The sequence below is a fragment of the Gilliamella sp. wkB18 genome (assembly GCF_001690875.1).
Lineage (GTDB): Bacteria > Pseudomonadota > Gammaproteobacteria > Enterobacterales > Orbaceae > Gilliamella > Gilliamella apicola_A.
Map to the genome: position 1 here is coordinate 1 of NZ_LZHM01000056.1, position 12362 is coordinate 12362.

The 12362-nt window shown below is 32.3% G+C and carries 9 protein-coding genes and 1 pseudogene; 3 read left to right on the forward strand and 7 right to left on the reverse strand.

Going from position 1 to position 12362, the window contains the following annotated elements; translation table 11 throughout:
* Positions 1-145 precede the first annotated feature (145 nt).
* Positions 146-721: a cell division protein ZapC gene (locus tag A9G48_RS06130; protein WP_081299252.1), complete on the forward strand. Its 576-nt coding sequence runs from the start codon at positions 146-148 to the stop codon at positions 719-721.
* Between the two features lie 646 nt (positions 722-1367).
* Here A9G48_RS06130 and A9G48_RS06135 read toward each other — a convergent pair.
* The 3 genes from A9G48_RS06135 to greB all read right to left on the reverse strand — a co-directional run bounded on the left by A9G48_RS06135 (position 1368) and on the right by greB (position 3694).
* Complete coding sequence (locus A9G48_RS06135) at positions 1368-2489, reverse strand: YcbX family protein (RefSeq protein ID WP_034946593.1); 1122 nt, start codon at positions 2487-2489, stop codon at positions 1368-1370.
* Between the two features lie 94 nt (positions 2490-2583).
* Positions 2584-3153 (reverse strand): hypothetical protein, encoded by a 570-nt coding sequence (locus A9G48_RS06140; protein ID WP_034946591.1) that lies wholly within the window; start codon positions 3151-3153, stop codon positions 2584-2586.
* Positions 3154-3211: 58 nt separating this feature from the next.
* Positions 3212-3694 carry a transcription elongation factor GreB gene (gene greB / locus A9G48_RS06145; protein ID WP_034946589.1) on the reverse strand — a complete coding sequence of 161 codons (483 nt, stop codon included), beginning with the start codon at positions 3692-3694 and terminating at the stop codon, positions 3212-3214.
* A 44-nt stretch (positions 3695-3738) separates the two neighbouring features.
* On the opposite strand from greB, the pseudogene A9G48_RS06150 reads away from it, so the two are divergent.
* Together A9G48_RS06150 and A9G48_RS06155 are read left to right on the forward strand one after the other, a co-directional pair.
* A pseudogene (locus tag A9G48_RS06150) lies at positions 3739-5910 on the forward strand (Tex family protein); the annotation flags it as partial.
* An 859-nt stretch (positions 5911-6769) separates the two neighbouring features.
* Entirely contained in the window at positions 6770-7537 is a 768-nt protein-coding gene (locus A9G48_RS06155) for a hypothetical protein (protein WP_034946584.1), read from the forward strand.
* 323 nt (positions 7538-7860) lie between these two features.
* Here the strand turns inward: A9G48_RS06155 and A9G48_RS06160 are convergent, their stop codons facing one another.
* The 4 genes from A9G48_RS06160 to A9G48_RS06175 form a co-directional block, all read right to left on the reverse strand.
* Entirely contained in the window at positions 7861-8727 is an 867-nt protein-coding gene (locus A9G48_RS06160) for a YjjW family glycine radical enzyme activase (protein WP_034947026.1), read from the reverse strand.
* Positions 8702-10243 carry a YjjI family glycine radical enzyme gene (locus tag A9G48_RS06165; protein WP_065575949.1) on the reverse strand — a complete coding sequence of 514 codons (1542 nt, stop codon included), beginning with the start codon at positions 10241-10243 and terminating at the stop codon, positions 8702-8704. Before A9G48_RS06165 ends, A9G48_RS06160 begins: the two co-directional genes overlap by 26 nt.
* Positions 10244-10474: 231 nt before the next feature.
* On the reverse strand, positions 10475-11776 hold the full coding sequence (locus A9G48_RS06170; protein ID WP_034946578.1) for a pyrimidine-nucleoside phosphorylase: 1302 nt from the start codon (positions 11774-11776) through the stop codon (positions 10475-10477).
* A gap of 163 nt (positions 11777-11939) precedes the next feature.
* Positions 11940-12359 (reverse strand): cytidine deaminase, encoded by a 420-nt coding sequence (locus tag A9G48_RS06175; RefSeq protein ID WP_442902658.1) that lies wholly within the window; start codon positions 12357-12359, stop codon positions 11940-11942.
* Between the last annotated feature and the right edge of the window lie 3 nt (positions 12360-12362).

Sequence of the window (12362 nt, forward strand, 5' to 3'; positions counted from 1 at the left end):
ATCTTCTTGATCTTGGTTAATTGTTATTAAATTTTTTAAAAATTAATTAATTAAATAAAGTTTATTTTAAATTTTATTTATTTTTTATCTATATTATGTTATCTTTTCGCCTATAATTAGTTCAACTAAAGAGGATGACATATCAATGAAAATGACTTTCAGACCAACAGATTGTTGGCGTTGGTATTTTGATAATCAGTACGATAGTCTGATGCTTGAAGTTTCAAACGATATGTTATTCCGGTGTTGTTATTCAAGTAAAATGTTGATTCCTGATGTTTTTCGAGAATTTCCTTTTTCTGTCAGTGATGCAACAGCATATTATCAATTTTATGATAGTTGCCAGTTTTTAAACTTAACAGAATCACAAAAAATAGAGTTATCGATTAATGCCATTATTGCTGCTAATTTTATAAAACCACAGATGCCAAAGAGTTGGTATTTCTCTCAACAGCCTATGTTATATACAACAAAAACAGCGGATATTGTTAAAGTTAATATACAAGATGGTGGAAAAAAAGTTTATTTAATGGTGGTTGAGGCTGGCGAAAAGGCTTCCCTTTGTGTTATTGCTCAGCCTACCTTTATGGTCATGAATAAAACTTTTTATTTTTCTGAAGTAATTAAAGTGATGAATGATAGATTAGCACCATTACAGCAAAACTTAATCGATAAAGAAATCTCATCTTTAGAACAAGTTGAGTTAGAAGCCATTTCTTAAGCAATTCAATTTCATTACTTCTTTTGGAAAATCAGCTATAAACTTAATTAAAAACTTTAAATTCGGTTTTTCTAAGTAGTATACATATTTAATGTACATATAATTAAATACGCTAAATTAAAATATGAATACTACTGAAAGTTTAGATAGTAATACTGTTGTTAATACAGCGAAACAAAGAATATTAAAGATTTGAAAGACACAAGCTCTAACAGTGTATTTGTCTAGTGATTAATAAAATTGGCTTTGAGATGCATAATGGTAAGCCAAATAATACTTACATGATCAATGCTGTCTTTAATTACAATCAGTACGTTTGAATTCTATTTATATAAATAATAAAAATTATATTGATTTAGATAGAAAATCAGTTGATGGCACATCAATAATTACCGCTAACTGTCATGATACCAATTTAACTTTATAATTTTGTTTCGTTAGAGATTAAAATCAATTATTAATATGTTGATACAAAATAAAATAAAGGCTTTCCTGAAAATTAAAAATATCACATTCCTAGCACTTTTTTAATTTATTATAAATAATGGCTACCAAAATTGTTATCAATTAGTTATAAACTAATTAAATTGAATAATACTAGTTTGTTTATAAATAATGATCGTTTTTATCTTCAAATTACGTTGAGCTAACTGTTTTTATTGGCTACTTTTTTTATTAGCCCAATTTCGATATTGCCATTAGGTAAACAGCTGCAAGCTAAAATATGATTATTTCGTTTCTCAGCTGATTGCTTTAATGTGCTTATTTTTCCTTCTTTTAACTTTATTAAACATCGACCACATACACCGGAACGACATGAATAGGGTAATGCTATTTTGTGATGTTCTAACTGCTCTAAAATAGTTTGTTTATTATTCCCTTTGAATGATCTACCTTCGAATGTAATGATGCATGGTTGTGTTTCATTTATTGTTTCTGTTGGGAAATTTTTTATATAATTTTTGGCTGGCTGTCGTTCTAATATTTCTATTGGATCATTAACTGAAATTGAACCATTATTTCGAGCGATCATATTCATACCAAAATCAATTTTACCTTGTTCATCAGCTCGAAAATAGCGCAGTGTATTGAGAGGTTCATTATTAGCTAATGGTTTAGCTGAATTAAAATTTAATGTGGTTAGCATACAGCGATTGCAAGGTTTGACGATATCAAATATAACATTACCAATTTTAATTGTCTTCCAAGCATCTTCAGCGAAAGGCAAGGCGCCTTTTACAATAATATTGCTACGAAATTGCCGAATATCGAGTTTTATAGGGCACTTTTGTTGTAAATAATTAAATGATGCTTCATTCAATAATAAATAAGGATAGCGATCGGCAAAGCTAATTGGTATTTGTGGATATCGTTTAATTCGTCTTGTTAGGTTATTGCCAACCCAACGTATTTGAACATCTTTTCGTAGAAATTGACTAAAAAATTGATTAACTCTGATTGAAGCGATTTGAGATGTAAAATGATTGCCCCAAACTTCAGTTGGTTCATTGTTTTTTGAAAATTCGTCAAAATTAATCGTAATCGCTTTTTGAGAAGAAATAGAAACGTCAATATTATTATTCATCACTGAAGTTTTCAGTTTTAAAAGCTCAGGATATTGTCTTGCTGTAATAAATGTTCCATCAGGTTCGCTAATCATCAATACACGATCGTATTCAAAACCACCGTCAACCATTTTGGTTTTTTTAAGTGATATTCCTTGAAGCGATTTAATTGGATAAATATATAATTGATTGACAGAGATCATAATGTACCAATAAATAATAAACGTTATTATAATTGTAAAATTAATAAACCCTAAGTTATGAATAGTAAGCTGTACACTTATGGCTAATTAAGTGTTACATAGGAAGTTCCTTTAAAACTTTTGCATATTTGTCTGTATATGGCTTAGACATTTCAGAACTGTTTGTAAAGTAGAAAACAAAATGCCCATTACTAATGACTTTTGTAGGTGTTTTTAGCTCATTACATTCAACTATAGTACTGCTGTATAAAAATGAATCTCGAATAACTTTCTCATATTTATCGGCCTCAGACACCGAACTAAATGTTAATATATTGATTGTAAAACTTGGATAATAATCACCATTGATGGGGGTTTTGCTTTTAAATTTAAAGCTTTTCAAGCCTGAACCATTAAATTGATAGACTTGCTTTGATTTACAATCTTGAATACTTATTTTTTGAGATGTGTTGCTTGATTCTAACGAAAAATTATCTTGATCAAGCCTTTTAAAAAAAGGTATTATTTTTTCAAATTCAACACTATCAAAGTCAAGTATTAACTCATTTTTTAAAAATGATGATTTAGCATCCTTACTTGGATTAATTAAATAGTAAGAAATTGCCATAATCAATAATATAATCAAAAGCACACATTGTGCAACGATAACTCTTTTATTTCTCATGTTTATTTTTTGTATTCCTTCATTTCATGAATTATATAAACTATTAAAATAGTATATATCATATTAATTGCTTATAGCGAATTTCTAAAATATAAAAATAATTTTTGCCATTTGGTGTAATGACCGATATTTCATCATCAACTTTATGACCAATTAGTGCTCTGGCAACTGGGCTATTAATTGAAATCCAATTTTTCTTAGGATCAAATTCGTCTGGACCCACAATACGGTAAATATGTGAATCACCTGATTCATCTTCTAGCTTAACCCAAGCGCCAAAAAACACTTTGCCTTCTTGCCTAGGATCGGGATCCACAATTGTTAATATTTCTAAACGCTTAGTTAAAAAACGAATGCGCCTATCAATTTCACGTAACCTTCGCTTTCCATAGATATATTCAGCATTTTCACTGCGATCCCCAAGTGCAGCTGCATCGGAAACTGCTTGTGTGACACGAGGTCTTTCTTCTCTCCATAAATATTTGAGTTCGCGATCGAGTGCCAAGTAGCCCTCTCTTGTTATATAATTAGCTTTTTGCATAATAAGATTACATTCCGTTAATTGACAGAATATACAGAGATACCATGATAAATAACCAAATAAGCCATATTATAGCGAATGAACTGACTGTAAAACCAGAACAAGTTTTAGCTGCGATCCAATTATTAGATGAAGGCAGCACTGTTCCTTTTATTGCTCGTTATCGAAAAGAGGTCACAGGAGGACTTGATGATACCCAATTACGTGCTTTAGACAGCCGTTTAAGTTATCTGCGCGAACTGGAAGATCGCAAGCAAACCATTTTAAAATCAATTGAAGAGCAGGGTAAATTAACTCCAGAGCTTAGCCAAAGTATTACACAAACACTAAGCAAAACCGAACTTGAAGATCTTTATTTACCTTATAAACCTAAACGACGCACTCGTGGGCAAATAGCTATTGAAGCAGGTCTTGAACCATTAGCTGATGACTTATGGCAAAACCCGACGCTTGATCCTGAAAAAGAAGCAGAAAAATATTTTAATGTTAATAATGGCATTGCTGATACTAAATCAGCTTTAGACGGCGCACGCTATATTTTAATGGAACGATTTGCCGAAGATGCAGCACTGCTTGCTAAAATACGTCATTATCTTTGGAATAACGCTCATTTGGTTTCACAAGTGGTAAGTGGCAAAGAAGAAGAGGGCGCAAAATTTCGAGACTACTTTGCACAAAGTGAACTTATTTCTAAAGTGCCTTCTCATCGTGCATTAGCAATGTTTAGAGGTCGCAATGAAGGTTTTTTACAGCTTTCATTAAATGCCGATCCACAATTTGAAGAAGCGCCCAAAGAAAGCTATTGCGAACAGATTATTATCGAACATTTAGGCGTTCATTTTAACGCTCAGCCTGCTGACAAGTGGCGTAAAGCAGTCATTAATTGGGTATGGCGTATCAAAATTTTGATGCATATGGAAACCGAACTGATGACCACTTTACGTGAACGTGCCGAAGAAGAAGCAATTAATGTTTTTGCTGCAAATTTACACGACATGTTGATGGCTGCACCTGCAGGTATGAAAGTCACCATGGGGATGGATCCAGGGTTAAGAACCGGAGTTAAAATTGCGGTTGTTGATGCGACCGGCAAATTAGTTGCCACCGAAACTATCTATCCGCATACAGGACAAGCTGATAAAGCCGCTATGATTGTTGCTACACTTTGTATTAAATATCAGGTAGAGCTAGTAGCAATTGGTAATGGAACAGCATCACGCGAAACCGAACGCTTTTATCTTGATGTTCAAAAAAAATACCCAGAAGTAAAAGGACAAAAAGTAATTGTAAGTGAAGCGGGAGCATCAGTATATTCTGCATCAGAACTTGCAGCTCAAGAGTTTCCAGATCTTGATGTATCAATTCGTGGTGCGGTATCCATTGCAAGGCGATTGCAAGATCCATTGGCAGAGTTAGTTAAAATCGATCCTAAATCGATTGGAGTAGGTCAATATCAGCATGATGTAAGCCAAACTCAGCTAGCTAAAAAACTTGATGCAGTTGTTGAAGATGGTGTTAATGCGGTAGGTGTTAACTTAAATACCGCATCAATGATGCTACTTGCGCGCATTGCTGGACTCAATAAAGTTATCGCCCAAAATATAGTTGATTGGCGTAATGAAAATGGGCAATTTACCGATCGTAAGCAGTTATTAAAAGTATCACGCTTAGGTCCTAAAGCATTTGAACAATGTGCTGGCTTTTTAAGGATTATGGATGGTAAAAATCCGCTTGATGCATCAGCCGTTCACCCTGAAGCTTATCCTGTAGTAGAGCGAATTTTAGAAAAAAATCATAAATCATTAAAAGACATTTTAGGTGATTCAAACTACTTAAAATCACTGAAAGCCATTGATTATGTAGATGATCATTTTGGGGTACCAACCGTGACAGATATTATCAAAGAGTTGGACAAACCAGGTCGAGATCCAAGACCAGAGTTCAAAACGGCGCAATTTGCGGATAATATCGAAACCATGGAAGATTTAAAGATTGGCATGATAATGGAAGGTGCGGTAACGAATGTAACCAATTTTGGTGCATTTGTGGATATTGGTGTGCATCAAGATGGCTTAGTTCATATATCGGCATTATCTGATAAATTTGTAGAAGATCCAAGGACGGTAGTAAAAGCAGGTGATATTGTTAAGGTTAAAGTTATTGAAGTCGATATTGCGCGTAAACGTATAGCTTTATCAATGCGACTTGATGATCCTGCAACATTAAAATCAAATGTTGATAAGCCTGGCCATAATAAATCTTTTGCCAATACCAAAAATAATCGCACATCATCTTTAGCAAACAGCACAATGGGAAATGCCTTTGCTGTTGCTTTTAAGAAAGGGAAATAGCCCAATACATTCCTATCATTAGGCTTTTTAATCTTAATGATAGGAATATCATTTCAAATTGGTCGTTTGTTAAAGACATTAGTGATGAAAAGCAACTTAGTAAACTTATGTTTTTGTCGATATATTATACGAATGTGTATGATTAAGTTATCTATCTAATTTTATATTCATTTGATTTAAATCAAATCTTCTATTTAAAAATATCTTTGATATTGATATCATCTATTGATGAAATATTTGCTTTTATAATTTTAAATGATTAAAATTGTACCAACTTATACGGTTTTATTAGTTATCTTTTTTCACGTCCCAATAATCTTTTTTATTAAGCCATCTTTAAAACGTATTGAATAATAAAATAAGTAATCATTTGTTGTTAGTGATATTGTACTAAAACGAACTCATTAAAGTTTTTAAAAATTTTTCTATATTAATAATTAAGTAACAAAATATTTATAACAGATAAAATTGGCTTTACAGCGTATTTTTTTAAAAATGGTGTTTAAAAATAGCCAATTAATCACTACGCCTCAAAAGCAAATATTTATTTAAAGGTTTATATTTTTCTTAATCGTGTCATTTTAAAACGTCTATTCCAGTTATTAAATAAAAGACATAGCGATTTTGATTCTATCTATTAATCATTAGCATTTTAAAAGTAAATTTGATGTTAATAACAGTAACCTAACTTAGGTTGTATGAAAGGTGTTAAGAGGGGGTAATAATGAATATTGATTTAATAACATTCAATAATAAAAATTATCAATTCTTACTAAATAAATTTGTTATTAATAAAGTAAAACAGATTCTTTTAATTCTTTTTATTTTTCCACAAATTACTTTTGCTAATTTATCGTTACATTCGGCTAATGTCTTAAATATTATTCATGGAAGTTCTCCATTAATTTTCCCCAGTGTGGATACTAAAATTTTTAATTATCTTATCGTAAAATTAAAAGCTCCAAATAGTGCTCCTTTAACTCTATTACCTCCTGAAAGTGATAAGATTTATATTGCATATGATACTTCCCCAAGTGATTACTCTTTTAGTATTGATATATCCAGATTAAATGATACCGATATCTTAGACTCAAATGGCAATTATTTGCGATTGCAAAATGGCTATAAAATTGAAAGTATTAAAACTGAATGGAAAGATGCAAGCAATAATGTTTTAACTTCAGATTCAAAGGTTATTTTGGGAAATAATATCTGCAATGTAGAACAGTATAAAGATAATGTCCAAGTAAAAGTGACTGTTAATTATCGGACATTTACTGAATACGGTAATCCTAGCGTTTCTGATTTAAAAAAAGCCATTAAAACTTTTTCTGCTATTGCTAATGATGGAATTTGTTATATTCAACCTAGTTTACTGGCATTAAATATTCGTAATGGTTGGTTGGACGGTGGTAATTGGCTTGATATAGGCGCTAACCCAATTAATCGAAGAGAGCCTTATTATCTAAATCAGCTTATTATTCATAAATGATTTAAAACAACATTAATTGATACTAATTGTAATATTTTTCAACCTCGATATTTTCTGATAAATCATTATGATATTTATGTTGATATGATAGTTAAAAACCTGAGTTATTATTTAAAAAGTAGAAATTGCAGCTTAGTTACCGACTTGATAAATAAGTTTGCATTTACCGACAACTGATCAAACACGGTTGGTGAGTTTATTATTTTTATTGTAAGTATTCAGTCAAAAGCACAATTTTATGTGCATTTTTTATATCCACATATAGGAAATTTAAACGTTATCAATTGGAATGATGAAAATACTTTATGTTAAATAGATGAATATTACAAATAGAGGCTTGGTAATACGATATTATGCAGACCATATTGTCTTAATTGTGCGGCAAATTGTTCAACTTGTTGTTTGGTTGCAGGTTCCCAATTTTGGGCGATACCACGAATTCCACGATTATGAAATGCATTGATTCTAATTTTAATATTTGAATCAATTTTCATTAAGAAACAAGCAATATATTTGGCATTAACTTGTAAATCGGTGTGGTTGGGAATAAGCAAAAATCTAACTTCATATAATTTATTTATACTTGCAAGGTATTCAATGGTTTTTTTAACACGTAGGTTATCGCGACCAGTCAATTCTTTATTTATTTGATTGTCCCAAGCTTTAAGGTCAATCATTGCACCGTCCATCACGTTTTCTAATTTTTGCCATCCTGTTTGGTGTAAGTAACCATTGCTATCAATAAAGCAAGTAAGGTGATTTAAATCGTTGGCTTGTTTTATTGCTCTAAATAGTTTTTCAATAAAAGGAAGTTGCATAGTGGCTTCTCCTCCACTAAGGGTTATACCATTTAAAAATGGCAGATATTTTCGGATAATTTTTAATATATCTTCAACACTGTATTTATAAGTCATTGGAGTTGAGTGATGAACACAAGTATTAATACAAGTATCGCATTGTTGGCAAACTGAAGTTTGCCATATAACGCGGTGATTGTTAAAACTTAATGCCTGATGTGGACAAGTACTCACACAATCACCACAATCTTTACATAATGATATAGTGTAAGGGTTGTGGCAATTTAAACAACGAAAATTGCATCCTTGTAAAAATATGACTAACCGATTGCCTGGTCCATCAACACAAGAAAAGGGTAATATCTTATTAACGATTGCCCATGACTTGTTCATGACTAATAACTCTTGGCTTTCGGCATAAATAACTATTGTTTTTAACGTCATCAGCAGCTTCTGCGCCTAAAAACGTTGTGTTAATTCGTGATCCTTCTTGTTTATACTTTTTGATGTCGGATAATCTAACCATATAACCGGTTACTCGAACCAGATCATTGCCACTAATATTGGCTGTAAATTCACGAAAACCTAATTTAAAAGCTGCTTTACAAATTTGTAGTAAGGCTAGAGGATTATTTTTGATTGTTTCATCAATTGTTAAAATATCGCTGATACCTGATGTGTAGTAATGATGGTGTTTAAATAGCGCCATAATATGGGTAACAGGATCAGGTTCATGACCATAAGGAATGCGTAAACCAGGGGTTGTACCTCTATCTGAACTAATACCAGATTGCGAGTGCAACATAGCCTTTCCTTTCCAAGCATTTTTTATTGTGTGTGTATCAATAAATTTGGCAACGAGTTGGGTAATGGTTAATGCTAGCTCATTGGCTTGTTGGTCAAAACCATAACGACCTGCTAAATTTGCTTTTTCTTGCAGGATATTGACCGCTTCAGCCATACTAAAGATACCAAACATGGGGGCAAATCGATTGGGATCGATTAATCCTTCTTGGACTAAAAAACTGCTATTAAAAAAGTTGGATTGATTATAAAGAAAGTCCGATCTTGCTTGAATAAGATTAAATTGTAACTGACAATAGTAAGGTAAGGTATTTGTCAAAAAATCCTCACTATTTTTACTGCGTAATGCTACTTCTTTTAAATTGATTCGTGAAAGCGTACTTCCTCCGCCGGCAACGGGTAGTGAATTATAACAACTTACTACGCCATATCCTTGGTCATCAAAATCTTTTTTGATCATATTATTGTTTGCAATATGAGGTTTGCTTGTTTCACAAATATTTTCTATAGCGACTAATAATAGTGATTCTGGTGTAATGTCTTCATCATAGATAAAGGTTAAATTAGGTGCAACTTGTTTAAGCTCTCTATCTACACGTAAGATTACCCGACAGATAATATTATCAGTTGGGCCAATATTGGCATGCATAAACGCATCGGGCAAATTACGATCAAGCATGATCCAAAAACGCTTTAATCGTTGATAAATTTCATCTTCAGTAAGATTACCAATGTAAGGAAGTAAAATTTGATCTAAGCATCCTAAATAAACAGGCATACCTGTTACCGAAGGAACATGATGATAAGCAATAGTTAGCATATTTAGTGCATCATCAAAAGTCTTGGCAGGTTCAAGTTCAAGCCATTTTGAACCTTGTTGTAAGAATTTAGCATAATCAGGGAGCACATAGCGTGGTTTATATGGAGCGTGCCCCTCATACATGTCACAAATAACACGTTCATCTAAAGCTTTTTGGGTTTCACTATCAATATCAACATAAGGCAAATTATTTTCTGCTGCTAGTGCGAGCAAATTGGCTTTTTGTTTTGGTGACAAATTTGGGTCGGTCACGATTTGATAACAACTATTTTGAAATTCTGTCATGTGAATGTTAACCTCGATACTAAAAAATATAGTTTAATTCTAAATTTTTACCAATTTATTCTTTGTTAGCAATAAATTACTTTTGTTGATTATTCAAATGTTAATGGGTGATCAAACTTATTTTGCAAAATTAAACATATAATTATTAATTTTATCATCCTTAATCTGATCACCATTTTTTATTAAATCTTAAACAATACTGATGTTTTTTAAATCTGCTTGCTCAATTAGTTATTGTGTAATGATTTTATAGATGAGCTGAGGCTCTTTTGCACTATCACTAATTGTAATATTGTCATAAAGTTTTTGTTTGATTGCATCAATCTTATTGGTACTGGTATGGATTGTTAACAATGCTTCACCTTCGGTCACTTTATCGCCCACTTTTTTATGTAACACAATTCCAACAGCAGGATCGATAATATCTTCTTTAGTTGCACGGCCTGCACCTAATTGCATAGCAGCAATACCAATTTGATCAGCAATGATTCTTGAAACATAACCTGATTTAAGTGCAGGTAAAGCAATTTGGTAAGGTGCACTAGCCAATTTTTCAGGATGATCAACAACTGAGCTATCCCCACCTTGTGCTTCAATCAGTATTTTGAACTTCTCAACAGCTTTGTCATTTTTAATCACTTCTTGAAGTTTTCTTCTTGCTTCTTCTAATGTCTTGGCTTTATTAGCAAGTACAACCATTTGGCTACCTAATGTTAAAACCAATTCAGTTAAATCAGCAGGGCCGTGGCCTTTTAAGGTATCAATTGCTTCTTTTATTTCAAGTGCATTACCAATAGCGTAGCCAAGTGGTTGTGACATATCCGAGATAATAGCCATCGTTCTACGGCCAATTTGGTTACCAATATTCACCATTTCATGAGCTAATTTTTCAGAATCCGCCATATCTTTCATTAGTGCTCCATCACCTGTTTTAACATCAAGAACAATAGCATCAGCGCCAGCAGCTAACTTTTTACTCATAATTGAACTTGCAATAAGTGGAATAGAGTTAACCGTTCCTGTAACATCACGTAAAGAATATAACTTTTTATCAGCGGGGGTTAAATTGCCTGATTGACCAATAACGGCAAGCCCTTTATGATTAACTTGATCGATAAAATCTTGTTTACTTAATTCAATTTTAAATCCTGGAATTGATTCAAATTTATCGGTAGTGCCACCAGTATGACCTAAGCCACGTCCAGACATTTTAGCTACTGGTACATCTAAAGCGGCCACTAAAGGAGCAAGAACTAAGGTTGTTGTATCGCCCACACCACCAGTTGAATGTTTATCAACTTTAATACCTTTGATAGATGACAAATCAACGGTATCGCCAGAATACATCATTGCACTGGTTAAATCTGCGCATTCTTTTGATGTCATACCTTGATAATAAATTGCCATTAATAAAGCACTAACTTGATAATCGGGGATGGTACCATTAGTATAGTTAGTAATAAAAAATTGGATTTCTTCAGTAGTTAAAGAATGTCCATCACGTTTTTTTTCAATAATATCTACAAATCTCATAACGATTCTCTCTTAAAATCAATAAATCAAGTTAGTGTATTGCGCTGTTCATACAAGTATGACTGTTTAGTTCTTGTCGAAATAATCGACGAAAAATTGAATAGTATAAATAAACCTCATATTAGATTTACTATTTTTTATTTTGATCAAAAATAAACTAAAATTAATCAAGATCACTTGGTGAAAACGACCAAGGTAATAATTCCCCAACTGTAGTTTCTTGAATTTTTCCCTGCATATTGGTCAAAATAACCGGCATATCTTTAGCACAAAACTCACTAATCACTTGTCTACAAGCGCCACAAGGTGAGATAGGACCATCAGTATTGCCAATTACCACCAATTTTTTAAATTTTGTTTTACCTTCAGAAACCGCTTTAAAAATTGCCGTTCTCTCGGCACAATTTGCTAGCCCATAAGATGCGTTTTCAATATTACAACCTAAAATTGCTTCATCATCTTCAGTAATTAGCACGGCACCAACCTGAAATTTAGAATAAGGCACATAAGCTTTAGAACGGGCAGTTTTAGCAAGTTCAATCAGTTTTTCAATTTTCATATTAATAATCCTTTTGGTCGTAATAAA

Coding starts and splice junctions, on each gene's coding strand:
- A9G48_RS06130 (WP_081299252.1), top strand. CDS start 146: ATGAAAATGACTTTCAGACCAACAGATTGTTGGCGTTGGTATTTTGAT.
- A9G48_RS06135 (WP_034946593.1), bottom strand. CDS start 2,489: ATGATCTCTGTCAATCAATTATATATTTATCCAATTAAATCGCTTCAA.
- A9G48_RS06140 (WP_034946591.1), bottom strand. CDS start 3,153: ATGAGAAATAAAAGAGTTATCGTTGCACAATGTGTGCTTTTGATTATA.
- greB (WP_034946589.1), bottom strand. CDS start 3,694: ATGCAAAAAGCTAATTATATAACAAGAGAGGGCTACTTGGCACTCGAT.
- A9G48_RS06155 (WP_034946584.1), top strand. CDS start 6,770: ATGAATATTGATTTAATAACATTCAATAATAAAAATTATCAATTCTTA.
- A9G48_RS06160 (WP_034947026.1), bottom strand. CDS start 8,727: ATGAACAAGTCATGGGCAATCGTTAATAAGATATTACCCTTTTCTTGT.
- A9G48_RS06165 (WP_065575949.1), bottom strand. CDS start 10,243: ATGACAGAATTTCAAAATAGTTGTTATCAAATCGTGACCGACCCAAAT.
- A9G48_RS06170 (WP_034946578.1), bottom strand. CDS start 11,776: ATGAGATTTGTAGATATTATTGAAAAAAAACGTGATGGACATTCTTTA.